Genomic DNA, 24,339 nt, shown 5'->3' with positions numbered 1-24,339 from the left:
TGATATTTCGCGAGTTGAGTGATTGCTATGATCAAGGAATTTTTAAACGACCCCACATTATTACTAAATGCTGTAGGCGAAGGTATTTATGGCTTCGATTTATCGGGAAATGCGGTTTTTGTAAATCCTGCTGCTGAGCGCATGACCGGCTGGAAAGCAGACGAACTCCTTGGTAAAAAAATACACCAATATCATCACCATACACGTAAAGATGGCTCACCATATCCCGCAGATGAATGCCAAATATATTGCACTATGTTTGATGGCAAACATCGACATGTAAACGATGAAGTATTCTGGCGTAAAGATGGAAGCTATTTTGCCGTTGAGTATACTTCAACACCAGTCTATAAAAACGGTGCCTTGATTGGTGCAGTCGCGATTTTTCGCGATGTATCAAAACAGCAGCAAACAGAAGTGGCTTTACGTGACGCACTAGCGCAAGTTCAACATTTATCTGAGCAGCTACAAGCTGAAAATGCGTACCTTATTTCAGAGTTAAACGAAGATTGGCAAGACTCAGGTTTGGTCGGCCAAAGTCATTCGTTTCAAAGTATGCTCGAGCAAATTACCCTGGTAAGCCAAACCAATAGTACGGTTTTGATTTTAGGTGAAAACGGCACAGGTAAAGAGCTGGTGGCACGAAACCTTCACCGTTTGAGTAATCGTGCTGAGCAACCTTTCATAAAAGTAAACTGCGCGGCGTTTTCAGCCAACTTAATTGAATCTGAATTATTCGGTCATGAGAAAGGGGCGTTTACCGGTGCTAATGAACGCAGAAAAGGGCGTTTTGAACTGGCTGATAAAGGCACTCTATTTTTAGATGAAGTGGCCGAGCTGCCATTAGAGGCACAAAGTAAATTACTGCGCGTGCTACAAGAGCAAGAGTTTGAGCGCGTCGGGGGCAGTCAAACCTTAAAAGTGGATATCCGAGTGTTAGCTGCAACAAATCGTAATTTGTGGCAAATGGTTGAGCAGGGCAGTTTTCGAATGGACTTGTATTATCGCTTAAATGTGTTTCCTATTCGTGTGCCTGCGCTTCGTGAGCGAAAAGAAGATATTCCACTACTCGCAGCAAATATTATTACGCAGCTGAATAAGCGCTTAGGTAAACAGTTAAAAGGGCTAAGCAAAGCAACACTCACCAAACTGGCGAATTATGATTGGCCAGGCAATATTCGTGAGCTACAAAATATCCTTGAGCGTGAAGCTATTTTGTCTAAGCAAACGGTACTGCAGCTTTCAGCACCTTTGAGTAACGAGCAATCAAATGAGCAGGTGGTTTCTCTTGATGCAGTACAAAAGCAGCATATTTGTGAGGTGCTAAAGCGCTGTAACGGGCAAATATCAGGTGAAAATGGTGCCGCAACCTTGCTGGGACTTCCAGAAAGTACCTTGAGATCAAAAATGAAAAAGCTAGCTATAAAACGGTAATTCGCGATATATCACGACCATTCGCGATATATCGTGCTTTTTAGGGGTTAAATGTAAATTTAGTCGTTTAATATCAATGGTTTATTTTTATTTTGTGTTGGCCTGATAGTTGCTCTATCAGGCTATTACCGACACAAAAGTAAGTAGCAAAATGAAATTTGATATTAAAGAGCAAGACTTAATCATCAAGCCCTACAACCAAGAAGGGCCAATTTATATTCGTGAGCAAAAGGGATACTTCCAACGCATCCGTCGTTATTTAGGCTGGGTGCTGATGCTGACATTTATCGCCATTCCGTGGATCCCCTATGATGGCCGTCAAGCCGTATTACTCGATGTAGCCAGCCAAAAATTTACCCTATTTGGTTTAACGCTGTTACCACAAGATTTTATGATCTTAGCCATGTTATTTATGACAGGAGCGTTTGCTTTGTTTTTCGTCACTAATTGGTTAGGGCGTGTTTGGTGTGGTTACACTTGCCCACAAACAATTTGGATGCTGATGTTTACTTGGGTCGAACACAAAGTTGAAGGTAATCGTAATCAGCGCATTAAACTTGATAAAGCAGATTGGTCAGTGAGTAAATGGCAAAAGAAAATCACTAAGCATGCAGCTTGGCTGGTGATCTCTTTGCTTACATCGATGTCATTTATGGCTTATTTCATCCCCGCTAAGTCTTTATACATGAGCTTATTTACCTTAGAAATGTCTGGGATTGTCAGCTTTTGGGTATTCCTGTTCGCATTTTGTACCTATGGCAATGCGGGATTCTTACGTGAAAAAATGTGTACTGTTGCATGTCCATATTCACGATTTCAATCAGTGATGTTTGATAAAGACACGTTAGTTGTTACCTACGATCAAGCGCGAGGGGAGTCTCGTGGTGCACGTAAGCGTAAAGCCGATCCTAAAGAGTTAGGCTTAGGTGACTGCGTAGACTGTAACCTATGTGTCGAAGTATGTCCGGCGGGTATAGATATTCGTAATGGCTTACAGTATGAATGCATAAACTGTGGCTTATGTATTGATGCATGTGATAGCACTATGGAAAAATTCAACTATCAAAAAGGCCTGATCAAATACGCGTCTGAAAAACAAATGGAAGGCAAAGCGACCAACCCATTTAGGTTAAAACTGCTTGGCTATGGTGGTTTAACGGCGCTGTTTGTTGTGGGCATGGTTGTGTGGATGGCAATGCGTACACCTATAGAGGCTTCTGTCATTCGTGACCGTAATGCACTGTATCGTGTTAATTTTGAAGGCTTAGTTGAGAATCCATATACCTTATCAATTATCAACAAAACACAGCATAGCTTGAGCTATTCAATTGGTATCAGTGGTATTGAAGAAGCAAGCTTACAAGTACCAGATACCATTACGATTGAAGCAGGGCAGATGAAACGTGTGCCTGTCACTGTGGTTGCAGATGGCTACGAATTGAAATCAAAAGTAACGCCTATCAGTTTTCACATTCAAGCATTAGAAGATGCTGATATCGCAATAACTAAAGAAACTAAGTTTTACCGAGATTAACCTCAATCACGGCTCCAGAAACGAAAATGGCTTGTTTTTAACAAGCCATTTCTGCGAATTCGAGCTGCTTCAGGACATACGCTTTAGCGCTGTCTAAATCATCAAATAAACAGTCCATTATTTGAATCGGTGATTGCGCTTGCGCAATGATGCGTTTCATCTGATTAAGCACAATAGACGAACTAAACATATAAGCAGTTGCGATACAATTAGTGCCGTGTAGAGCACGAAATAAATGCGTGAAGCCGCGTTCGGCATCAGGGGTAGTAGCAAGTAATTGGGTAGAATGACTAATATACGCCCACGGCTTTCCAGCTAAAGCAGAAATATGCTTTTTTAAATCGACTGCAAAGTCATTGACCAAACGTGCGTTAATATTACCAGAAAATTGCCCAATAATAATTGGACCATCAGTGATGATACTGACACTGCCATAGTGATTCTTAAATTCCAATTTGCTTCCCTTTTGAATTAAAAAGAGCGCGAATTTTATACAATTCTATGTATGTGTCTAGTTATTTAGTATACAAACTTTAAAAAACATAACTTTTTCATTAAATTTGTATATGTGTAAAATTTATCTAGTTATTTAGGTTTGGGGTGGATAAATCATTCACCCCACATTTAAAATATAACTAACTATTTGTTAACAATATAGTTCAAAGCACCAGTAATTGAGGCGACTTGTGCATCAATACAAATTTCATCATTTGCGAGTGGACTATCAGGGTAAACCTCTGTTGTTGTGACATATTCTGCATCTGTTAAGCCCATACATAACCCCAGTTTTTTCGCTTCGTAATTAATTACACCAAACTGGGTTTGTGGTACACCAATCAACTGGTTATTCTCATCACTTGGTGCGATGTGGGTTACTTTTTCAACTGATTTTATAATCGCTGTTTGAAATGCATCATGCGGGCGCTCACTATCAGCGACAAGATAAAAGCCATCAGGGATGTTCCAGTTATCGTGTGTCGTTGCATCACGTGCAGCCAAAGCAGGGCGAAACTCACTATTATCAGTATCTGTTGTCTCATGCAGGTCAATATGCACATAAGGTGCGATTGCGTTGTCGGCTAAATACTGCATAATTGCTGCTGACTCTTCAGCCGGACTATCTGCATAGAATGAACGATTTGGATCCGTGGCATTTGGATTCCAGCGGTTAATCGTTTCATAACCCCACGGGCTAATACACGGAGCCACTAAGATATTAAATTCAGCAAAATAATCTTTTGCGTTTTTCTTAGCAAACGCTAAAGCACCGTGCACACCACTTGTTTCATAGCCATGCACACCACCGGTAACCAAGACAGTTGGTTTATCAGCGTGCCATTGCTTGCTCTTTAAAATGTAAAGTGGGTATTTGTCGCTGTCGTAACTTAATGCGCCATATTGCTCAATGTTGAAATCACTTGATAAAGAGTCTAGTTGCGACACAACATCATCTAAATAACTACGTTTTACTGTTTGTAACTCAAACCATGCTTTTTTATCTGCGTCGTTCCACGGTTTACCAGGGGTTCCAATCGGATAACTCATAAAATACCTTGTTTTGACTTGCTGCAAAACGCCAAGCTTATCTAAGCTGTTAAGCTGCTGCAACTAGATAAGCTCAGTCGTAAAGTTACCTTGCTCGTACAGCTTTGCATGATGGTGCTTATGGGTCTCAAATAAGTATTTACGCAGTGCATCTTCACCTTGGCACACTTGCACTATTTTTCCGGCAATTCCTTTGCTGGTCGTTCGTATTGGCTTCACACTAAGAATAATGTGATCTTCAGTAGGTAAATTAAATGCCAACAGTATCTCTTTATTAAGATCGGGTGATTGACGCTTTGGCTTGAGTAACACGCCTGTACTTGATAAAGACAGTATCTGAAATTGCTCTGTGTGAATTTCAAGTTCAGGGGTACGCCAGCTGCGTTCGATACCCTTAGTATCGATAACTTCTGGTGCGCTAAGTACGGGGATCAGTTGGCCATGTTCGTCATTAGTAAATTCAAGCGGAAACCACAACTGATAAATCCCTACTTCAGCCAGTAGTGTTAGTTTGGCATTGGTAAGTAAGCCGTTTAATTTATCAGGTAAATTGAGCCTAACAGACATTTTTGTGTCGGTTGGATCGCTGTTAGTCCGTTCAGCCTCGAATAAACGGTTGAAAAAAGTAAGTTCTTGGTCGGATAAATGTGCCATATAAAGCTCCTTTTAAAGCACGCTTAATTATATGTATCATAAATTGTTCAAATTATGCACGTATAAAGAGCATTAATTGTGCCAGCTGCTTTGAGATTTATTTTGCGGCGTATTTCACTTACACTGTTAAAAAAACTAACAAGGATTTTATTTTGTCGAGCCTGACTGGTGTAAATAAAAGTTTAGTGATATTTGCTGCTTTAGTCGTTGTTTTAGCGGGTATTAAAGCCGCAAGTGTGATTGTTATTCCATTTGTATTGGCGGCTTTTATTGCCATTATTTGTAATCCCTTAATCCGTTTCTTTGCCAAATACGGTATCCCTAAAGGGATTGCTGTTGTGTTTGTGATGCTGATGATCGTCGGTGTAGGGATAAGCCTTGCCGGGTTGGTTGGGCAATCTATGACCGATTTCTCTGAAAAACTGCCTGAGTACAAAGCACAACTAAAAGAAGAGTTTGTCTGGGTGGTTAATGTTGCCGCAAGTTATAACATTCTGATTGATAAAGAGCAGATCATCTCTTTATTCGATCCGGGTAAAATGATTGATGTTGCAACCAACATGCTGACTGGCCTTGGTGGGGTGATGGCGAATCTGTTTTTGATCATCCTAACCGTGGTGTTCATGTTATTTGAAGGACCTATGCTGAGCAAGAAAGTGCACCTTGCATTGGATGATCCTGAAATGAAAATGCAGCAAATTGATCGCTTTTTAGATTCTATTAATTCTTATCTTGCCATTAAAACCATGGTTAGCTTAGGCACAGGTATACTTGCAGGCTTTATGCTGTGGGCACTTGATGTTGATTACTTTGTACTGTGGGGTGTAGTGGCGTTCATGCTTAATTATATTCCTAACATTGGGTCTATCATTGCAGCTGTTCCTGCTGTACTACTTGCTTTGATCACTCAAGGCCCATTGGTTGCAGGGTTTATTGCTGGTGGTTATTTAGTGATTAATACCGTAATGGGAAACATTGTCGAACCGCGCTTTATGGGTAAAGGGCTGGGTTTATCGACGTTGGTGGTATTTTTATCATTAATTTTCTGGGGTTGGTTGATGGGTACCGTGGGTATGCTGTTATCAGTTCCATTGACCATGATAGTTAAAATTGCTTTAGAAACCAGCCAAGAAGGGAGATGGCTTGCTACCTTGCTTGGCAATGGCGAAGAGCTAAAACTTGAAGATTAAAAAAGGCGCTTAAGCGCCTTTTTATCTTTCAAAATGATTAAGTGTTATACCAATTCGCTTAATTAAATGGTCTATTTTGAGGCAATAAAACCTCGTTGATAACAAGGCAAAAATTTCGTTATTTAGTTGTTCTAAATCAGAAATTTTTAACGCAGGTAGCGACAGGTTTAATCCCTCAAAATGATTAAGTATTATTGCGGATTGGTATTATTACTTTAGAGGCCGTTGTAAAACCTGTATATGGCTTTTCAGAATTTCAATTTCACATTGCTTGTAGGCAATGGCAGCTTTCGTACCATTTGGCATTTTTTGTAAGTAGCGCCAGCGACAACTGTCTTCTAAATAACGCTCCTGGTTCTTGATGCTGCGATTGAATATAGGCAGCAATTGGCTGTTACCGCTATCTTCTTTAATTTTTTCAAGATCCATCGTGAGCTTATTAATCCACATCTTTTGGTCGCGATGCAAATCGGCAATAACTTGATCAAGACATTGAATGTAACGTTTAGTCTCATCTGTATTGTTACTCGTAAGCTCACAACTTTGCTGAGCTTGAGTATGCGCTGAACCCGCGCATAGGGCTAGTAGCATACCTTTAATAAGTAACGATTTTTTATTTCTTATCATTGTAATTAAACTCTAATATAAACTCAGCACCCGCTAGTTTCTCTGCATCTTTAATGGTTAAGGTGCCGTTATACGAGTTGACTAAATCAGACACGATAGCCATGCCGACACCGTGGCCGCTTTCGTAGGTATCGAGTCTGGTACCGCGAGTCAGTAATGATTCACGCTTGTGTTCAGGGACACCTGGGCCATCATCACTAATGCTGAGCGTTAACTTTTTGTTCTGCTTAACCTTTATATCGACCTGTGAGCGGCAAGCTTTACAGGCATTATCGATTAAATTACCGAGTAGTTCCATTAAATCGGTTTTATCACCCAAGAAATAGTCTTTTTCTGTGACTTCACAGGTGAAAATAATATCTTTGTCGCGATAAACTTTGCTCATTGCGCTTAAGATTGAATCAATAACAGGCTTGATGTGAGTTTGTTTTTTCCAGGTGTCAGACGCACCTGTGGCAGCACGTTTTAATTGGTGTTCGATCATCACGTTGATGCGGTCTAACTGCTCTTGTGCATCAGCATCATTGGCCAAAGGACTAGATTTAAGCACCGCTAATGGTGTTTTTAATGCATGAGCAAGGTCGCTCAATGAGGCGCGATAACGCTCTTTTTGGCGCTGCTGTGATTCAAGTAATAAATTTAAATCGGCTTTAATGGTTTGCAGCTCAACTGGGTAAAGACCTTTAATTTGTTGGTTATCACCCGATTCAATAGCTTTAATTTCTTTATCGAGTCGTTGCAGTGGTCTTGCACTCCAAACAAAACCAATCGCCATTAGCGCAGCAATGGCCACACCCATGATATACATCCAATTTACGAGTGTTTGTTTAAAGCCATCCATCAGCCTGAGTAGGGCATCATTACGCTTTAATAAAATGAAACGCGCATGCTCAGATTGGTCAATGTTTTCTAAAATAACGGTAAGCGTTAATTGCCAATACACAGTATTGTTGTATTCAACACGGCGAAAATCCGCAGAGCCTGCAGGGGCTTCAAAGTTATCAGGAATAAAATTGATATTGGTCGCTGATTCAGAATACCAAACGGGTAAGTCACCGCGATAAATCATCGCGTAGGTATCTGAATTTAGTCGGTTTAGCTCTGGCGTTAAGATAGTACTTGGCATAACAATGCCGCGTTCAGTGAAATCGACTTCAGAGATTAATGAATATAAGTGAGCTTCGAGGGTTTTTTCGGTCGCTTCGACCAAGGAGGCGTAGTAAGCCTTACCAATTGAGAAAAACAGAATTGGTAGGGCGACTAATAAAACAAAGACAAGGATAAATCCTTGCCTTACTTTAAGCGGTATCTGCGATGCTACCACTGACTTTTTAGCCTATAACCACGGCCGCGTAATGTTTCAACTGGGTTAAGGGTACCGTCAGGGTCAAGCTTCTTACGTAAACGCAACACGAATACTTCGATTACGTTTGAATCAAGATCGAAGTCTTGGTCGTAGATGTGCTCTGTTAGTTCAGATTTAGAAATTACCTTTTGTGGATTAACCATTAGGTATTCTAAAACTTTGTATTCGTATGCTGTTAAGCTAAGTTCTTTATCGTTTACCCATACTTGCTGTGAGCGAGTATGAATTTTGATAGGACCTGCTGTCATTTCTGGGTTTGCTTTACCTGCGCTGCGGCGGATAAGGGCATTACAGCGAGCGATTAGCTCTTCAACGTGGAAAGGTTTAGTAAGGTAGTCATCTGCACCTGCGTCTAAGCCTTCTACTTTATCTTGCCAACGGTCACGTGCCGTTAAAATCAAAATAGGAATGGTAATACCTTGCGCACGAGCTTTGGTAATTAATTCGATACCATCTATTTTTGGTAAGCCTAAATCTACTACCGCCATATCAAGCGGGTACTCGGTAATATGGAATAAACCAGCTTCACCATCGTGACAAAGGTCTACGCTGTAACGCTCTTTTTCTAGGGCATTACGAAGGTTATCTGCTAAGTGTAAATCATCTTCAATAACTAAAATTCGCATTCTTAATCCTTTTTCACTTCGCCAGTCTTTTTGTTCACATGGACATCAACCACGTGGCCGTTCGTTTTTAAAATTCTTACGGTAAATACTTTATCTTGCTCTGTGATTTTCAGGGTTCGGCCGTCTTCAGATTTTTGGGCAATCATCACAGCCTGCTTTTTAGTCACCTCTGGGGCTTGCTTCTTATTGGCATCAGCATGAAAGCTTGATAATGCAAATAAAAGACTAAAACTGAAGGCTAATACTATGCGCATGACGGGGAACTCCTAAACCAGACCCATTTAGTTTAATTAACCAATTAACTAAAATTCAAGTAATTACGTTAAATTCTGTAATTCGATAGCCAGATCTTAGTTAATAAGCCGTGAACAAACACTGAATTATTGATTCAGTTAAGTTCAGGGATTAACCAAATACTTTTTTAAATGGTTTTACCACTGAGTTGTCGTAAACACCCGCAGCAATATACGGATCGTTTGCTGCCCATTCACGTGCTGCTTCTAATGAGTCAAATTCTGCAACCACTAATGAACCAGTAAAACCAACATCAGCCGGATCTTCACTATCAATCGCTGGAAGGGGGCCTGCCGTAAATAAACGATTTTGATCGTCTAATTCTTGAAGGCGTGCTAAGTGAGCAGGGCGCGCAGATTTGCGAGCTTCTAAACTATTTTCAACATCCGTTGAATAAATCATATACAGCATGGTGTGTTCTCAATGTTATTTTAAAAAATAGTAGCATATTCTTAGCAATAGACGAGAGATTATTCGCGTAATAATCTTTACACAAACCCATATAACTTTAACTTATAAAGCTTGAAATACGCGGTGTAACACTGGTAGAGTCGCTGGGTTGAGAAAATAATAATAAGGTTTTTAAATGAGCGAAAAACGCGAGCATTTTAGCTCCCGCCTCGGTTTTATTTTAGCGGCAGCCGGTTCTGCTGTAGGTATCGGAAACTTAGTAGGTTTTCCTGTTTCAGCTACAAAAAACGGCGGTGGTGCTTTCCTTTTAGTCTATGCATTGTTTGTCATTTTTATCTGTTTGCCAGTGATGATGGCTGAAATGGCCATGGGTCGTAAAGCGCAAAAAGATCCACTTGGTTCATACAAATTATTAGCAGGCAATGATCCAAAATGGAACTTTGCTGGCTTTTTAGCCGTATTAACGCCATTTATGATTGCTGTTTTTTATATGGTGATCACAGTATGGATTTTCGGTTATCTATCGCAAACTGCATTTGGTAATTTAGATGCCTTGGCCCAGCCTGATAATTTTGGCACTTTTATCAATAGCTACACCGTGTTTGGTTATATGGCTGTGGTTGCAATCATCGTTAACTTGATTTTAGTGGGTGGTGTTAAAGAGGGCATCGAGAAAGCGGCTAAGTTTATGATGCCGGCTTTATTTGTGCTACTTACCGCGCTGGTTGTTTATGTATTAACACTTGATAACGCGATGGCGGGTGTAAAGTACTATATCGTTCCTGATTTCAGTAAAATGAATGCGAGTGTACTAAATGGTGCGCTGGCTCAAGCATTTTTCTCATTGTCGTTAGGTATGGGTATTTTAATGACCTATGCATCGTATATTTCTAAGAAAGACGACATTGTTGGCAGTGCAAAAATGGTTGCGGTAACCGATTCATTGGTTGCATTCATTGCCGGTCTTATGGTGCTTCCAGCTATTTTTAGTTTTAATCCGAATACTGATCCAAGTACTTTATCAGACTCTTCGGTATCAATGATTTTTGTATACCTACCAAAAATTTTATTAGCACTTCAAGCTGACATTGGTTACGTGGGTGCATCAATTGTTGCGTTTGTATTCTTCTTACTTGTCTTTTTTGCTGCAATTACGTCGCTTGTATCAATTGTAGAAGTACCAACAGCAACATTAAGCGATCGTAAGGGTATCAGCCGCAAAAAAGCACTGGCTATCTTAACCTTATCTACAGGTGTATTAACTGTGCTGTGTACCATGTCATTTGGTATGGTTGACTCACTTACAAAGTTTGTTAGCTATGGCGGTGCAGATAAGAGCTTATTTGATATTGTTTATGATGTGTTTTACGACACAATTTTACCGCTTAACGGTTTAATGGTGTGTTTATTCGTTATGTATCGTTGGAAAAAAGCAAACTTATCAGCAGAGCTAAGCCAAGGCTGTGACGGCTATGTTGGCAGCTTTACAGAGAAGTATGTGAACTTCTCGCTTTCAACGTTTATCCCTGCCATTTTATTACTAATCTTTGTAAATACAGTGGCGACTAAGTTCTTCGCATTTAGTATTTTCGGATTTTAAGAACCAGTTCAATACTTAGCCGCGCACTTTGCGCGGCTTTTTTATGCCTCTCTTTTTTATATTAAAAGGCCCCGGCATCAAGCACATCACCCAAGCCAAGGGTAAACATCCAAAGTCCCCATAAGCTGTGTTCAATCACACACACGAAGGTCGAGCGGCTTTGCGCGTACGTATAAGAAAACAACAGCCCCCCTAAAAATGCCAACAATACGGCCAATACATTCGCATAGACAATATGCGCCAACGCAAACACTGATGCGCTGACAATAATACGCACTGTTTTACTTGGCATAATGCGTTTATAACGATGGAAAAAATAGGTTCTAAAAATAAGCTCTTGTGGCATCACTGATAAGATAGGGTAGAGCAATAACAACATTAGCCAATCGTTAAATGAGTTTCGAGGCAGTGAAAACCAATTTTCTTGATTCATGATGCCGTAAAACATTCCGGAGAATAGCGCCCCTAAAAAGAAGAAACTAAATAAGCGACGTTTTACCGCACTAAATTGCCCAAGGCTGGTTAAACGAAAGCGTTTAAAATGGGGATCAGATAAAAGCAACATGCCGCACACGGCCATTAAAATAATAAGGGCAGGAATAAGCCAGTTAGCGAGATAGGCACGAAGAAAGAAGCCTAATAGCGGCAAAGAAACAAATATGAGGGTAAATTCAAGCCAGCGGTATTGGTTAGCGTTCAATGTTGTCTCAGCGTGTTTTTTGTTTACGCTAACAAGCTAAGACGACAAATTTATGACATTAAGATTGCTTTGGATCTTTCTCTTCGTCATCTTCAGGTAAGTATTTGAATAGGGTGATGATCGTTGCTAACACGCAAACAAAGGTAATGCCCATTAAGCCAAACACTTTAAAGTTAACCCAAAAATCGAGCGAGAAGTTATAGGCAATGTAGATATTCAGCGCCGAGATACCTGCAGTCACGGCAACCCAAAATAGGTTAAGCTTATTCCAGAGCGCTTCAGGTACGTTGATTTCTTGTTTACTCTCAGAGGCATTTTCTAAAATCGAGCTAAGTGCTTTTTTCACTAAGTTTTTGCCAAGTACATAGCGGCTTACTAATAAAGTAACACTGAAAATGGCATACACAATGGTGGCTTTCCATTTTACGAACTGCTCGTCGTGGAACACTAAGGTGAGCGTGCCTAATACCACCGCTATGGCAAAAAACACCCAATGACGGGTTGGCACTTTACCATCTTTAAAATAACAGTAAGCAACTTGAATTAAGGTGGTTAGCATCAGCAAGGCTGTTGCCCAATAAATATCAACTAACTTGAAAACCGCAAAAAACAGGATCAGCGGGATGTATTCAATAATCGCATGCATAAATTTATAAATGCTCTAATTTAAAAAGATACTGGGTTGTATCAAGTTATCACGCAAGATACAAGGTTGACTTAGCAGCCCTGAAAGCTTAGCCTCCCGAGCCAATCTGGCCTAAACCTGCGTTTAGGTTGTTTTACCTTATCTTTTTCCGCTTAACCTCAGATGATTAAGCGGCGTATTTTGGAGCATTTTTATGAATAAAGCCGCGTTAGTATCACAAATGGCTGCCCATAGTGAATTAACAAAAAAAGACACTCAAGCTGCTTTAACGAGTATGTTAAATGCGATTGAAAAGTCTCTTTCTGAGGGTGACCAAGTGCAAATTAATGGTTTTGGTACGTTTGCCCTAAGTTATTACCCTGCACGTAAAGGGCGCAACCCGCAAACCGGTGAAGAAATTGAAATTGAAGGCGCTAATAAGCCAGTTTTTAAACCAGCAAAAGCACTTAAAGACGGTTTATAAGCAGGATTTGCAAAGCGGGTGTAGTATTTACAGAGCACACATAGAGCACTTGGGAATTTATTCAATACTTTCAATCTATTAAGTTTGGCATGTTGTCTGCTGTTAATTGTTTAGGTTTACCTAAATAAGGAGATAACATGTCAAATTTAAACAGCCAGCTGAATGGTAAAAAGATTGCCATTCTTGCAACCAATGGTTTTGAGCAAAGCGAGCTATTGTCACCACGAAGCGCATTATTAGAAGCTGGTGCACTTGTCGAAGTTGTGTCACTTGAGCGTGGCGATATCACCGCATGGGATGAAAACCAATGGGGTGAGCGAGTCAGTGTTGACCGCGTAGTCAGCGAAGCAGACTCTGCAGAGTATGACGCGTTACTGCTTCCTGGAGGCTTATTCAACCCAGATACGTTACGTCAAGATAGCGAAGCAAAAGCATTCGTTGATGGATTTTTCAGTGCCGGTAAAAACAAACCCATTGCCGCGATTTGCCACGGTCCATGGCTATTAGCCGAAATTAACAAACTACGGGAGCGCAAAGTAACCTCATACCCAAGTATCAAAACGGATTTGATCAATGCAGGAGCTAATTGGGTTGATCAAGAGGTATGTGTTGATAAGGGCATAGTTACAAGCCGAAGCCCAGCCGACCTTGAAGCCTTTAATCGAAAATTCATAGAAGAAATTAAAGAGGGCGAGCATCGCCATCATTAATCATAAATTGTTAAGCACAAAAAAGGGCCTTTAAGGCCCTTTTTTAAGCAATACAATAAATTACTTTGTAGCTGCTTTCATACTGGCTACAAACTCTTTTAAACCAGTTAGCATCACTGCTTGGTCATCAAGATTTGCCTCGATGATTTTAACAACCGCAGAGCCTGAAATCGCACCAGCGGCTCCTGACTCAAGTGCTGATTTAACATCTTCTGGTGTTGATACACCAAAGCCTAATAATGCCGGTGCAGCATGGTAATCTTTTAGTTTTTTAACTAATGAATCTGCTGGCATTTGTGCCTTGGTTTCTGTGCCTGTCACACCTGCGCGTGAAAGAAGGTATGTGTAACCACGGCCATATGACGCACACTCTCGTAAAGTGTCATCATCAGCATTCGGTGTAGCAATAAAAATTGGGTCAATACCATTTTGCATTGCTGTTTTACGAAATGGCTTTGATTCGTGCAGCGGCACGTCAGCCACTAAAATTGAATCAACACCGGCTTCTTTAGCATCTTGATAAAACTTTTCGATGCCACGCTTAAATACTAGGTTTGAATACAATAACAGGCCAATTGGAATATCGGCATTGTACTCACGCACTTGCTTGATGATATCAAAGCAATCTTGGGTATTGATGTTTTCATCAAGTGCACGAATGTTGGCAGCTTGGATCACCGGGCCATCTGCAATCGGATCTGAAAATGGAATACCTAGTTCAAGGGCATCAGCGCCGCCATCAATTAAGCTTTTGATGATTTCTACACTCAGTGCTTTATTAGGATCACCAATCGTAACGAAGGGTACAAAAGCACCTTGGTTTGTTTCATTTAATGTGGCGAACAGTTGTCCGTAACGGTTAGTCTGGCTCATAGTGCGCCTCCTTCTGATAAAACACTGTGTACGTGAGCCAAATCTTTATCGCCTCGGCCGCTTAGGTTAACCACTAAAATAGTGTCTTCGGTTTGTTGCTCGGCATATTTAAGGGCATATGCGAGGGCATGGCTTGATTCAAGCGCTGGAATAATCCCTTCGTTCTTAGCCAGTAGTTGGAATGCCTCAAGTGCTTCAGTATCAGTAATGCCCACATATTCTGCACGGCCTGTCTCATGAAGATAAGCATGTTGTGGACCAACAGCTGGGTAATCAAGGCCTGCTGAAACAGAGTAAGACTCTTCAATTTGACCATCATCATTTTGCATAATATAGGTATAGGTACCGTGTAAAATGCCTTTCGTGCCCTTACATAGCGTAGCACCGTGTTGATGGGTATCTAAGCCTTTACCAGCTGGCTCTACACCAATTAGTTTTACACTTGGCTCATCAATAAAGTCTGTGAACATACCAATGGCGTTTGAGCCACCACCCACGCAAGCAAGCACAGCATCCGGTAAGCGACCTTCAGCTTTAATCACTTGTTGTTTTGCTTCTTCACCAATCATTTTTTGGAACTCACGCACCATGGTAGGGAATGGGTGAGGGCCTGCTGCAGTGCCTAGTAAATAGTGAGCATCTTTGTAATTAGCTGACCAGTCACGCAGTGCTTCGTTTACGGCATCTTTTAAGGTACCAGAGCCTGCCGTGACAGGAATAACCTCTGCGCCCATTAGTTTCATACGAAATACATTTGGTTGCTGACGTTCAACGTCTTTTGCGCCCATGTAAATACGGCATTTTAAGCCAAGTAGGGCACAGGCTAGGGCCGTTGCAACACCGTGTTGGCCGGCACCTGTTTCTGCAATCACTTCTTTTTTACCCATGCGTTTGGTCAGAAGTGCTTGACCAAGTACTTGGTTGGTTTGTGCGCACCGCCGTGGAGTAAATCTTCACGCTTTAAATAAAGTTTTACCTTAGGATTTTTAACTAAGTTACGTGTCAGAGTTAATGGCGTAGGGCGACCTGCGTATTCATTTAACAGTTTTTCAAACTCAGCCTGAAAAGCTGGATCTTTTTGTGATTTGTTAAACTCTGCTTCTAGTTGCTTGAGTGCTGGCACAAGCAGCTGTGGTACAAACATACCACCGAATTCACCGAAATAAGCTGGATTTTGCATTCTAACCTCAATAATTTCTGATATGCGAAAACGCATTTTGTAATTTTGTTTGGCACTTTTTACCCGCTGACGCTTCAACGCCAGAATTTAGGTCAAGGCCGTTAGCACCGCGATAAAGCGCTGCGTGAATATTTTCTGGGTTTAAACCCCCGGCTAACATAAACGGCACGGTTGCCGTCTCTAGCACTGACCAATCAAATGCTTCGCCTGTGCCGCCTTTTTGGCTTTTGCTGTAAGTGTCGTATAAATGGCGATCAACCCCTTCAAGCGGTTTGGGTAATTCGCCTTTAACGGCTTGGGCTTTCCAAATTTCACAGCCAAGCGGTAATTGCTTTCTGAGACTTTGAATATACTCGCTATTCTCGTCACCATGTAATTGCACTGCAGCTAATTTTAAGCTTTGTGCATAATCGACCACTTGTTCTAGAGGTGCATTGACAAACACACCCACATACGCGAGCGGGGCACTTTGCGTAACTTGCTTGGCACAGTCGATATCGACATAGCGCGGTGACTTAGGATAAAAAATTAAGCCACCATACACAGCACCACTGGCGTAGGCTGCCATCGCATCTTGTGAACGGGTTAAACCACACACTTTGTTCTCACCTAAAATGACTTTACGGCATGCGGCTTCTAAGTCGCGCTCAGCCATCAGTGAGCTGCCAATTAAAAAGCCATCGCACAATGGTGCAAGACGTTTTACATCTTTATGGGTATAAATGCCCGATTCTGAAATCACTACTTTGTCATTTGGGATAAGCTGACGTAAACGCTCAGTTGTTGCAAGATCAGTACTTAAATCACGAAGGTCGCGGTTATTAATACCAATTAGGCTGGCATTAAGTGCAAGTGCACGACTTACTTCTTGCTCATTACTGACTTCTGTTAGTACCGACATGTTTAAAGAGTCAGCCACTTTGTGAAGCGCTAAATATTGCTCGTCATCAAGGACTGAGAGCATTAATAAAATGGCATCACCACCAGATAAGCGTGCTAAGTAAACTTGGTACTCATCAATAAAGAAGTCTTTACAAATAAGCGGCTGTTCCACTTGGCTGCGCACGTATTCGAGGTACTGATAGCTACCTTGGAAATATTTTTCGTCAGTTAATACGCTCATACAAGTTGCGTATTTTTTATAAACCGATGTAATTTCGTCTAAATTGAATGGTTCGCGAATAAGCCCTTTTGACGGTGAGGCCTTTTTACACTCTAAAATAAATTGTGTGCCTGTTGCTGCTAACGCCGCTTCAAAGTCTCGCTTGGTTGGCACAACATCGCTAATGAACGATTCAAGCGGGCGCTGTGCTTTTCTTTGTTCTAATTCAATGCGTTTGTCGGCAACAATTTTGTCTAACACGTTAGCCATGACTTACCTCAATAATTGCGTTCAATGTGTCCATCGCTTTGCCTGATGCTAATAATTCGCTTACTTGATCTGCGGCTGCTTTTAAATCACCTGCTTTATCGGTTAAATAAAGAAGGGCGGCGACGTTGGCTATAATGGCAGCGTTATGCGCCATTTCACCTTGACCTTGTAAAATCGCTAAGCTTGCTTTTGCGTTATATTCTGGGCCTTGGCCTGCTAGTTGTTCAAGTGAATAGTTTGCAAGACCAAAATCGCTCGCTGTTAGCGTATATTCGCTCAGTTCACCGTTATTAAGCTCGACCACTTTGGTTGTCCCATGTAAGGCAATTTCGTCAGTGCCTGCACCGTGAACCACCATAGCGCGTTTTGTGCCAAGGGTTTTTAGGGTTTCGGCCATTGGTAAACACAGTGAAGGGTCATAAACACCAAGCAATTGCACCTCAGGGGCAGCAGGGTTGGCCAGTGGCCCTAAGATATTAAAAATTGTGCGGCTTTTAAGAGCCGTACGCACGCCCATCGCATGGCGTACACCACTGTGATAATGCGGTGCAAATAAAAATGTAAACCCAGTATTGTCTAAACAATGCGCTGCTTGCTCAGGGCTCATATCGATATTGATACCCAAGGCTTTAAGTAAATCCGCTGAGCCCGAATTACTCGACACACTGCGATTACCATGTTTGACCATATTGATGCCCGCAGCGGCGGCAACAATAGCAGCTGTGGTACTAATATTAATTGTGTTTGAGCCATCGCCACCGGTACCACAGCTATCAGCAAGTAAGGTTTTGCTGGTTTGAAATAGCACTGCATTGGCGCGCATTGATGCCGCCGCACCGGCGATTTCATCACTTGTTTCGCCTTTCAGTTTTAGGGCGATAAGTGCCGCAGTTAATTCAATATCATTAAGCTTGCCATTCATGATGGCGTCAAACAGTGCAGTTGCTTGCGAAAATGATAAATCTTGCTTTGCTAATAATTGGTTTAACTGGGTTTGAGTTGTTGCTTCCATGTTATTCCTCTACTGCACGCGTGCGGTTAAAAATTCAATGCTTTGTTGTAATAGCAATGCGCCATTTGGCGTTAAAATTGACTCAGGATGAAACTGATAACCAAGGGCATTATCTTGTTGATGGTAAATTGCCATCGGAATATTTTCATAACAAGCAATTACTTCAACATCATCAGGGACTTTAGTTGCCATTAATGAATGATAACGAGCAACCGGCATTTTATCGCCCATACCCGCGAATACTGGGTGCTCAGTCAACGTAATAATTGATGACTTGCCGTGCACAGTTTCGCCGGCATGACCAATAACCCCGCCGTAGCTTTGTGTTAGAGCTTGCTGTCCTAAACAGATACCCAGCATAGGGAAGCGGCCTTTACACAGTTCAATGAGCTCCATTAAACAACCCGCATCAGATGGTGCGCCAGGACCCGGTGAAAGCACTAATAATACAGGCACTGTCTCTTGGCACATTTTGTCGAAGATGCTTTGTGCACTGATGTTATTACGGTATACCACTAACTGGCACCCTAACATAGAAAGTTCATCGACTAAGTTATAACTAAATGAATCAAAGTTATCTAAAAAGTAGATTTTATAGGCTGATGTTGTCGTCATTATTGTGCCTCGTAAGTCGATTGAATCGCAGTGATCACAGCTTGTGCTTTAGCACGGGTTTCATTGGCTTCTGATTGTGGATCTGAATCAAACACCACACCTGCACCTGCTTGCACATAGGCTGTGCCGTTTTTAACAAAGGCAGAGCGAATAACAATACAGCTATCCATGGCACCATCACCTGTTAAATAACCCACAGCACCACCATAGCTGCCGCGGCGTTTTTGTTCGGTTTGACGAACTAACTCAGCAGCGCGTACTTTAGGTGCACCCACTAAGGTGCCCATGTTCATACAAGCTTGGTAAGCATGTAGCGCATCGAGTTCAGGTTTTAAAGTACCCACAACGCGTGAAACTAAATGCATCACTTGTGAGTAGCGGTCTACTTTTAATAATTCTTTCGCGTGACGTGTGCCTGGTACGCTAATACGGGCAACATCATTTCGCGCTAAATCAACTAGCATCAGGTGCTCTGCACGCTCTTTTTGGTCGTTGCGAAGTTCAAGCTCAATGCGGCTGTCTAGGTCTGGATTAATTTGCCCGTTAGCAAACTTGCCACGAGGGCGAGTGCCGGCAATAGGGTATACCTCAACTTGTTTACTCTCAGCGCAATATTTGAGGGCTGACTCGGGTGATGCGCCGAATAACACAAACTCTTCATCGCGCATATAAAACATATATGGGCTTGGGTTTTGTTGTTTTAATTGGCTGTAAGCATGAAGTGAGTCAGGGCAGGCGAGAGAAAAAGTACGAGATGGTACAACTTGGAAAATATCGCCATCAACGATGTTCTTTTTTAACTTGATGACATGTTCGCAGTATTGCTCGTCGCTAACATCAACAGAAATTGGGTTTGAGCCTACTTGCTTTTGCCCTTGATAGCTTTGTGCATTGTCACATACGGCATTTAAACGCTCTAACTGTTGACCAACCTCAAAACAATTAGCATGAACTTCAGGACCGTTAAATACATTGCCAATTAGCTCGGTTGTTTTTGCTTGATGGTCGATGACAACTAACGTTTCTGCGAGGTAGAAAACATAATCAGGGCAGCTGTTTTCGCCGTCAGGTACATCAGAAAGGGTTTCGAAATTAGCAACCATGTCGTAGGCAAACACACCGCCTAAGAACACAGAGAATGGGTTGTCTGTGGTGCTTTTAATACTGTTAATGCAGCTACGTAGCGCACTAAATGCATTATCTGCTACTAATTTACTGGCTTCATCAATATCGCTTGCGACCGCGTTGTAGGTTAACGTTAATGTATCTTCTACAAGCTCTGCAGAGCAGTTTTGCACATGAGTTTGTAAATAAGGCAGTAATTGCTTGCCATTATTTGACTGTGCAGTGAGTGTGACCTGTTTGCCTTGGCAAACAATACGTAGCGCTGAGTCAACCAAAATTAGACTTTTTACACTGTCTTTAGAATCAATTTCAGCAGACTCTAACAGCAGTGAATTAGGCTTATCGAGTAAACTGTATAACGCAAGTGGGCTACTGATGTAGTCGCGCACTTGAGTGATACTGGTTACTTCACCCGGTGTCGTTGTTATATGACTAAAAATCAAACCTCATTCTCCCTCATTCCCAAAAACTCTTTAAAAAACAAAACCCCGCGAAGCGATGCTTGGCGGGGTTCGTATAAAGATGCCTATAAATTAGATAGACCCTCACCGTCCCGCTAAGCCAGGCGCCACCACCAATGATGTGTAAGAGTTGCTATGTAATTCATTATAAAACCTTAAAATTTAGATATAAAAAAACCCGCTACTTGAGCGGGTTTTGAAATCGTTAGACACGACAATTCGTCACCCGCTAGTTACGAGTGCCACCACCAAATTGTGATTTGAATTGTTTTTTTCATTGTTATTGCTTATTTAACGTGTCTGAAAGTGCATACAGTAAAGCGTACCTATGCCGATACTGTCAAGCATTAATTTACATATTAATACGTGTTCGGAATTTACCTCTCGTAATTGCCCATTTATGTGGGTATATATGTCTAACCTAAAAAGATAATCACGCCCTCGCAGTAAATTTTTGTTATACTCACATCATTGATTCAAGAACTTACGTAAAGCAGTCTTTCCCTTTGATAAAATACGATTTACATAGCCACACCACATACTCAGATGGTCAGCTATCAGTCGAGCAATTGTTACACCGCGCGGTTGAGAAAAACATAGATGTGTTTGCAATTACCGATCACGACACGTTAAGTGCGATAAAACCAGCTCGCCAAGTCATTGCAGATGATAATTTACCGCTTAAATTAATTGCTGGCGTTGAAGTATCAACAAAATGGGAAAGCTTTGAAATTCATATTGTTGGCTTAAATGTTGATGATGAAAATGACGCACTGTTGTCATTATTACAAGCGCAACAAGGCAAGCGTGAAGAGCGCGCTTTAGAGATAGGTCGTCGCCTCGCTAAAAATGGTTTTGAAGGCATTTACGATCAAGCAAAAACATTTGCCGAAAACGCCCAGATCACACGCGCGCATTTTGCCCGTGCACTGATTGAACGTGGTGTAGCTAAAAACTTCCCGGGGGTATTTAAAAAATACTTAGGGCGAGGAAAAACAGGCTATGTACCAAGTAGTTGGTGCGATATGAAAACGGCAATTGCTGCCATTCACCAAGCGGGTGGGGTTGCCGTTCTTGCCCATCCTGGGCGTTATCAAATGTCGAATAAGTGGCTACGTAAGTTAATTATTGAGTTTAAAGACGCAGGTGGTGATGCGATGGAAGTTGCACAGCCACAGCAAGCGCCGAGTGAGCGCCAGTTTTTAGGTGAACTTTGCCGTGAATATGGTTTACTTGCGTCGCAAGGGTCAGATTTTCATTTTCCGACCAGTTGGTTGGAGTTAGGTAAAAATTTATACTTACCAAAAGATTGCCAAGGGGTTTGGCAAGCATGGGAAGGGCAATAGGAGCGTGTAATGAGTCAGTTTTTCCATATTCATCCAGATAATCCGCAACCACGCTTAATCAGCCAAGCGGTTGATATTATTAAGCAGGGCGGTGTTATTGTATACCCAACCGATTCGGGTTACGCACTTGGTTGCAGCATTGGTAATAAGCAAGCAAAAGAGCGCATCGAACGTATTCGTGGCATTGAAAAACACCATAACTTTACTTTGGTCTGCCGTGACTTATCGGAACTATCTACCTATGCTCGCGTTGATAATCAGTTATTCAGATTGATTAAAAATAACACCCCAGGGCCTTATACATTCATCTTTAAAGGCACTAAAGAAGTACCAAAGCGTTTATTAAACGAAAAGAAAAAAACCATTGGTATTCGTGTTATCGAACACCCAATCACCTGCGCTTTATTGGCTGAATTAGGTGAGCCGTTAATGTCGTGTTCTTTAATTTTACCGGGTGAGCAATATACCGAGGCTGATCCTGATGAAATTCGCGATCGCATTGAAAAGCAAGTTGATTTAATTATTCATGGTGGTTATCTTCCTGAACAGGCAACCACAGTAATTGATTTGTCAGATGATAGCATCGAAATCTTACGTGTCGGTTGTGGTGATACCAAACCATTTGAGTAGAGACTTCATTGACTAGCCCAGAGCTTGACGCGCCAGATAATTTGCAAGAGCCAGTACAGCAAAAGCTGCCACTGGCTTTTTTGCATGGCAAAGCAGTGGTTGATAAACCTGAAGATTTATATATTCCCCCCGATGCGCTAGAGATCATTTTAGAAACCTTTGAAGGTCCTCTCGATTTACTTCTGTATTTAATCAAAAAACATAAACTCGATGTGCTAGAGCTCTCTATTTTTAGTATTACTGAGCAATACGTGAGTTATGTTGAAATGATGAGCGAGTTTCAGCTTGAGCTGGCAGGTGAATACCTTGTGATGGCGGCGCTATTAGCACAAATTAAATCACGATTATTATTACCAAAACATGAAGAGCTTGAAGAGGAAGAAGACCCACGAGCTGAGCTTGTAAGACGTTTACAAGAATACGAACAATTTAAAAAAGCCGCAGAAAATCTTGATGAGATCCCTCGCGAAGGCCGCGATATTTTTGTTGCCGAAGCACTGGTGCCAGAATTCAGTGAGCGTGAGGTACTGTTACCTGACGTTGACATGAAAGACTTGTTAGTTGCGCTAAGCGACGTTATGGCCCGAGCTAAAACATTTGAACACCATCATATTACCGCAGAAGCCTTATCGACCCGTGAACGGATGAGCTTAATCTTAGATAAACTCTCAGAGGCTCAATCACAGCTGCCTTTTAGCACTCTTTTTACGGTAGAAGAGGGCAGAAGTGGTGTTGTAGTAAGCTTTATCGCCATGTTAGAGCTGGTGAAAGAAAACCTGATCAGCTGCTTTCAGGTAGATGCCAACAGCCAGATTTATGTTGGTTTAGTGGAAGAAAGCGAATAGCTGGAAGTTAATAGTTAAAAGCTTTAAGCGGTAAGTTTTAAGTTTCAAAGTTGTGACTTCTTTCATGCCAAGTGGCTATGATCAGTGAAGAAGTAGCTCGTCACGAAAATTTGCTTCATATGCGAATAAAACACTTAACTTACAGAGTGTTAAACAATTGCGCCAAGTCTCAGTAACTGATAAGTTGGTTTTCCCATTTTGGGGTAAGCCAACTATTAAGGAAAATATAATGAAAAAGTTAGGAATGGTACTGTTATCTCTCGCTGCATTTGGTGCCTCAGCTGCAGAAAGTTTGCAATTAGACCTTAACCTTTATTTGAATAATCAACTTGTAAAAACGCACGTTGTTAAAACTGAAGAAGACAAAACTGAAACAGTCACTGCAGATGATATTCTTAAATTTGATGTAACCCCTACGTTGAACGAGCAAACTGTGACACTAACATCAGCACTCTATAAATTTGAAAATGGCTCTTACAATAAATTTCAAGAACCTAAGTTAATGGTAAACCTTAACGAACCTGCAACGATTGAGGTTGGAACGGAGGGTGTTGAAGTGTATAGGATTGAAATAACAGCAAGTAAAATATAATTGCTAACTATCTACTCAGGTGTTTATTGAAAATACTAAACACCGAGTAGTGCAAGAAATCATTAAAATGACTGGGATAGAGGTTTTACAAAGATTCTAGTTTAAGAGATTACTATGAAAGCTTTATCACTAATAATTTTATCTATAATGATTCTGTTGGCTGCAACTTACTTATATATTAATCGTGATCAACAGATTAGGGTTGATCTCATTCCTCCAGAGTTTGAGTTTTGCGAAACAATAATAACTGAGGGCGATCTTGCGTATGACGAGCTGAAAAAGGTATTAGTCAAACACAAGGATGGTTGGAAAACATCTTATGCTAGTTTTGTCCCAGGGCAAACGTATGATTCACCAGCATTTAAAGTAAATGTTATAGGTAATGGGGGAGTGGTCGTATCCTACAAAACAGATGATGATTATCCTCAGTTTACTAAATTTATAAAATATGATTGGTCAACTAGCTGTGAGAAGTATCACAAGTAAAC

The 24,339-nt window shown here is 41.3% G+C and carries 26 protein-coding genes and 1 pseudogene; 11 read left to right on the top strand and 16 right to left on the bottom strand.

Annotated features, from left to right (window positions below):
* Positions 1 to 27 precede the first annotated feature (27 nt).
* Positions 28 to 1,434 (top strand): sigma-54 interaction domain-containing protein, encoded by a 1,407-nt coding sequence (locus tag C2M33_RS09325; protein ID WP_054553081.1) that lies wholly within the window; start codon positions 28 to 30, stop codon positions 1,432 to 1,434.
* A gap of 151 nt (positions 1,435 to 1,585) precedes the next feature.
* The gene (gene ccoG / locus C2M33_RS09320) at positions 1,586 to 2,968 is read left to right on the top strand and encodes a cytochrome c oxidase accessory protein CcoG (RefSeq protein WP_063704536.1); all 1,383 of its coding nucleotides are present in this window, start codon (positions 1,586 to 1,588) and stop codon (positions 2,966 to 2,968) included.
* A 37-nt stretch (positions 2,969 to 3,005) separates the two neighbouring features.
* On the opposite strand, the gene C2M33_RS09315 is transcribed toward ccoG, so the two are convergent.
* The 3 genes from C2M33_RS09315 to C2M33_RS09305 all read right to left on the bottom strand — a co-directional run bounded on the left by C2M33_RS09315 (position 3,006) and on the right by C2M33_RS09305 (position 5,167).
* Positions 3,006 to 3,422, bottom strand: coding sequence for a hypothetical protein (locus tag C2M33_RS09315; protein ID WP_063704538.1), 417 nt, complete (start codon positions 3,420 to 3,422; stop codon positions 3,006 to 3,008).
* A 185-nt stretch (positions 3,423 to 3,607) separates the two neighbouring features.
* A complete protein-coding gene (locus C2M33_RS09310) occupies positions 3,608 to 4,513 on the bottom strand; it encodes a M14 family metallopeptidase (protein ID WP_063706118.1) in 906 nt (301 codons plus the stop codon).
* A 63-nt stretch (positions 4,514 to 4,576) separates the two neighbouring features.
* Positions 4,577 to 5,167 carry a hypothetical protein gene (locus C2M33_RS09305; protein ID WP_105174337.1) on the bottom strand — a complete coding sequence of 197 codons (591 nt, stop codon included), beginning with the start codon at positions 5,165 to 5,167 and terminating at the stop codon, positions 4,577 to 4,579.
* Between the two features lie 152 nt (positions 5,168 to 5,319).
* On the opposite strand from C2M33_RS09305, the gene C2M33_RS09300 reads away from it, so the two are divergent.
* Positions 5,320 to 6,357 carry an AI-2E family transporter gene (locus C2M33_RS09300; RefSeq protein WP_063704542.1) on the top strand — a complete coding sequence of 346 codons (1,038 nt, stop codon included), beginning with the start codon at positions 5,320 to 5,322 and terminating at the stop codon, positions 6,355 to 6,357.
* Between the two features lie 210 nt (positions 6,358 to 6,567).
* On the opposite strand, the gene C2M33_RS09295 is transcribed toward C2M33_RS09300, so the two are convergent.
* The 5 genes from C2M33_RS09295 to C2M33_RS09275 form a co-directional block, all read right to left on the bottom strand.
* Entirely contained in the window at positions 6,568 to 6,984 is a 417-nt protein-coding gene (locus C2M33_RS09295; protein WP_063704544.1) for a hypothetical protein, read from the bottom strand.
* Positions 6,971 to 8,308 (bottom strand): ATP-binding protein, encoded by a 1,338-nt coding sequence (locus C2M33_RS09290; RefSeq protein WP_063704546.1) that lies wholly within the window; start codon positions 8,306 to 8,308, stop codon positions 6,971 to 6,973. Before C2M33_RS09290 ends, C2M33_RS09295 begins: the two co-directional genes overlap by 14 nt.
* Positions 8,302 to 8,976, bottom strand: coding sequence for a response regulator transcription factor (locus C2M33_RS09285; protein ID WP_063704548.1), 675 nt, complete (start codon positions 8,974 to 8,976; stop codon positions 8,302 to 8,304). Before C2M33_RS09285 ends, C2M33_RS09290 begins: the two co-directional genes overlap by 7 nt.
* Before the next feature lie 2 nt (positions 8,977 to 8,978).
* A complete protein-coding gene (locus C2M33_RS09280) occupies positions 8,979 to 9,230 on the bottom strand; it encodes a PepSY domain-containing protein (protein WP_063704550.1) in 252 nt (83 codons plus the stop codon).
* Positions 9,231 to 9,381: 151 nt separating this feature from the next.
* A complete protein-coding gene (locus C2M33_RS09275) occupies positions 9,382 to 9,681 on the bottom strand; it encodes a YciI family protein (protein ID WP_105174336.1) in 300 nt (99 codons plus the stop codon).
* A 175-nt stretch (positions 9,682 to 9,856) separates the two neighbouring features.
* Between C2M33_RS09275 and C2M33_RS09270 the strand changes: the two genes are divergently transcribed.
* A complete protein-coding gene (locus C2M33_RS09270) occupies positions 9,857 to 11,281 on the top strand; it encodes a sodium-dependent transporter (RefSeq protein ID WP_063704554.1) in 1,425 nt (474 codons plus the stop codon).
* A gap of 61 nt (positions 11,282 to 11,342) precedes the next feature.
* Here the strand turns inward: C2M33_RS09270 and C2M33_RS09265 are convergent, their stop codons facing one another.
* The gene (locus C2M33_RS09265; RefSeq protein WP_054552911.1) at positions 11,343 to 11,981 is read right to left on the bottom strand and encodes a CPBP family glutamic-type intramembrane protease; all 639 of its coding nucleotides are present in this window, start codon (positions 11,979 to 11,981) and stop codon (positions 11,343 to 11,345) included.
* A 58-nt stretch (positions 11,982 to 12,039) separates the two neighbouring features.
* Positions 12,040 to 12,627: an inner membrane-spanning protein YciB gene (locus C2M33_RS09260; protein ID WP_054561224.1), complete on the bottom strand. Its 588-nt coding sequence runs from the start codon at positions 12,625 to 12,627 to the stop codon at positions 12,040 to 12,042.
* 193 nt (positions 12,628 to 12,820) lie between these two features.
* Between C2M33_RS09260 and C2M33_RS09255 the strand changes: the two genes are divergently transcribed.
* Positions 12,821 to 13,090, top strand: a complete 270-nt coding sequence (locus tag C2M33_RS09255; RefSeq protein ID WP_054561225.1) for an HU family DNA-binding protein — start codon at positions 12,821 to 12,823, stop codon at positions 13,088 to 13,090.
* A 137-nt stretch (positions 13,091 to 13,227) separates the two neighbouring features.
* A complete protein-coding gene (locus C2M33_RS09250) occupies positions 13,228 to 13,800 on the top strand; it encodes a type 1 glutamine amidotransferase domain-containing protein (protein ID WP_063704556.1) in 573 nt (190 codons plus the stop codon).
* 60 nt (positions 13,801 to 13,860) lie between these two features.
* On the opposite strand, the gene trpA is transcribed toward C2M33_RS09250, so the two are convergent.
* The 6 genes and pseudogenes from trpA to C2M33_RS09220 form a co-directional block, all read right to left on the bottom strand.
* Complete coding sequence (trpA, locus tag C2M33_RS09245; protein ID WP_105174335.1) at positions 13,861 to 14,673, bottom strand: tryptophan synthase subunit alpha; 813 nt, start codon at positions 14,671 to 14,673, stop codon at positions 13,861 to 13,863.
* A pseudogene (gene trpB, locus C2M33_RS09240) lies at positions 14,670 to 15,853 on the bottom strand (tryptophan synthase subunit beta). Before trpB ends, trpA begins: the two are co-directional and overlap by 4 nt.
* Before the next feature lie 7 nt (positions 15,854 to 15,860).
* Positions 15,861 to 17,225, bottom strand: coding sequence for a bifunctional indole-3-glycerol-phosphate synthase TrpC/phosphoribosylanthranilate isomerase TrpF (gene trpCF / locus C2M33_RS09235; protein WP_105174334.1), 1,365 nt, complete (start codon positions 17,223 to 17,225; stop codon positions 15,861 to 15,863).
* On the bottom strand, positions 17,218 to 18,237 hold the full coding sequence (trpD, locus tag C2M33_RS09230) for an anthranilate phosphoribosyltransferase (protein ID WP_105174333.1): 1,020 nt from the start codon (positions 18,235 to 18,237) through the stop codon (positions 17,218 to 17,220). Before trpD ends, trpCF begins: the two co-directional genes overlap by 8 nt.
* Positions 18,238 to 18,246: 9 nt before the next feature.
* Positions 18,247 to 18,852, bottom strand: coding sequence for an aminodeoxychorismate/anthranilate synthase component II (locus C2M33_RS09225; protein WP_062565123.1), 606 nt, complete (start codon positions 18,850 to 18,852; stop codon positions 18,247 to 18,249).
* Positions 18,852 to 20,420: an anthranilate synthase component 1 gene (locus tag C2M33_RS09220; RefSeq protein WP_105174332.1), complete on the bottom strand. Its 1,569-nt coding sequence runs from the start codon at positions 20,418 to 20,420 to the stop codon at positions 18,852 to 18,854. The genes C2M33_RS09225 and C2M33_RS09220 overlap by 1 nt, the downstream gene beginning before the upstream one ends.
* Before the next feature lie 524 nt (positions 20,421 to 20,944).
* Here C2M33_RS09220 and rnm point away from each other — a divergent pair.
* The 5 genes from rnm (at position 20,945) to C2M33_RS09195 (ending at position 24,337) form a co-directional block, all read left to right on the top strand.
* A complete protein-coding gene (gene rnm / locus C2M33_RS09215) occupies positions 20,945 to 21,784 on the top strand; it encodes an RNase RNM (RefSeq protein WP_105174331.1) in 840 nt (279 codons plus the stop codon).
* A gap of 9 nt (positions 21,785 to 21,793) precedes the next feature.
* Positions 21,794 to 22,414 carry an L-threonylcarbamoyladenylate synthase gene (locus C2M33_RS09210; protein ID WP_063704570.1) on the top strand — a complete coding sequence of 207 codons (621 nt, stop codon included), beginning with the start codon at positions 21,794 to 21,796 and terminating at the stop codon, positions 22,412 to 22,414.
* Positions 22,415 to 22,455: 41 nt separating this feature from the next.
* Positions 22,456 to 23,259, top strand: a complete 804-nt coding sequence (locus C2M33_RS09205) for a segregation and condensation protein A (RefSeq protein ID WP_063706122.1) — start codon at positions 22,456 to 22,458, stop codon at positions 23,257 to 23,259.
* Between the two features lie 229 nt (positions 23,260 to 23,488).
* On the top strand, positions 23,489 to 23,851 hold the full coding sequence (locus C2M33_RS09200) for a hypothetical protein (RefSeq protein WP_105174330.1): 363 nt from the start codon (positions 23,489 to 23,491) through the stop codon (positions 23,849 to 23,851).
* 114 nt (positions 23,852 to 23,965) lie between these two features.
* The gene (locus C2M33_RS09195; RefSeq protein WP_105174329.1) at positions 23,966 to 24,337 is read left to right on the top strand and encodes a hypothetical protein; all 372 of its coding nucleotides are present in this window, start codon (positions 23,966 to 23,968) and stop codon (positions 24,335 to 24,337) included.
* Positions 24,338 to 24,339: the final 2 nt, after the last annotated feature.

This window comes from Pseudoalteromonas sp. T1lg122 (assembly GCF_002964825.1).
GTDB lineage: Bacteria > Pseudomonadota > Gammaproteobacteria > Enterobacterales > Alteromonadaceae > Pseudoalteromonas > Pseudoalteromonas gelatinilytica.
Note: the sequence above shows the minus strand (reverse complement) of the source record. Positions and strands in the feature narration are given on the sequence as shown.

Bases quoted from the DNA above. Each gene is read 5' to 3' on its own strand.
- C2M33_RS09325 (WP_054553081.1), top strand. From the start codon at position 28: ATGATCAAGGAATTTTTAAACGACCCCACATTATTACTAAATGCTGTA.
- ccoG (WP_063704536.1), top strand. From the start codon at position 1,586: ATGAAATTTGATATTAAAGAGCAAGACTTAATCATCAAGCCCTACAAC.
- C2M33_RS09310 (WP_063706118.1), bottom strand. From the start codon at position 4,513: ATGAGTTATCCGATTGGAACCCCTGGTAAACCGTGGAACGACGCAGAT.
- C2M33_RS09305 (WP_105174337.1), bottom strand. From the start codon at position 5,167: ATGGCACATTTATCCGACCAAGAACTTACTTTTTTCAACCGTTTATTC.
- C2M33_RS09295 (WP_063704544.1), bottom strand. From the start codon at position 6,984: ATGATAAGAAATAAAAAATCGTTACTTATTAAAGGTATGCTACTAGCC.
- C2M33_RS09285 (WP_063704548.1), bottom strand. From the start codon at position 8,976: ATGCGAATTTTAGTTATTGAAGATGATTTACACTTAGCAGATAACCTT.
- C2M33_RS09280 (WP_063704550.1), bottom strand. From the start codon at position 9,230: ATGCGCATAGTATTAGCCTTCAGTTTTAGTCTTTTATTTGCATTATCA.
- C2M33_RS09275 (WP_105174336.1), bottom strand. From the start codon at position 9,681: ATGCTGTATATGATTTATTCAACGGATGTTGAAAATAGTTTAGAAGCT.
- C2M33_RS09270 (WP_063704554.1), top strand. From the start codon at position 9,857: ATGAGCGAAAAACGCGAGCATTTTAGCTCCCGCCTCGGTTTTATTTTA.
- C2M33_RS09260 (WP_054561224.1), bottom strand. From the start codon at position 12,627: ATGCATGCGATTATTGAATACATCCCGCTGATCCTGTTTTTTGCGGTT.
- C2M33_RS09255 (WP_054561225.1), top strand. From the start codon at position 12,821: ATGAATAAAGCCGCGTTAGTATCACAAATGGCTGCCCATAGTGAATTA.
- C2M33_RS09250 (WP_063704556.1), top strand. From the start codon at position 13,228: ATGTCAAATTTAAACAGCCAGCTGAATGGTAAAAAGATTGCCATTCTT.
- trpA (WP_105174335.1), bottom strand. From the start codon at position 14,673: ATGAGCCAGACTAACCGTTACGGACAACTGTTCGCCACATTAAATGAA.
- trpCF (WP_105174334.1), bottom strand. From the start codon at position 17,225: ATGGCTAACGTGTTAGACAAAATTGTTGCCGACAAACGCATTGAATTA.
- trpD (WP_105174333.1), bottom strand. From the start codon at position 18,237: ATGGAAGCAACAACTCAAACCCAGTTAAACCAATTATTAGCAAAGCAA.
- C2M33_RS09225 (WP_062565123.1), bottom strand. From the start codon at position 18,852: ATGACGACAACATCAGCCTATAAAATCTACTTTTTAGATAACTTTGAT.
- C2M33_RS09210 (WP_063704570.1), top strand. From the start codon at position 21,794: ATGAGTCAGTTTTTCCATATTCATCCAGATAATCCGCAACCACGCTTA.
- C2M33_RS09200 (WP_105174330.1), top strand. From the start codon at position 23,489: ATGAAAAAGTTAGGAATGGTACTGTTATCTCTCGCTGCATTTGGTGCC.
- C2M33_RS09195 (WP_105174329.1), top strand. From the start codon at position 23,966: ATGAAAGCTTTATCACTAATAATTTTATCTATAATGATTCTGTTGGCT.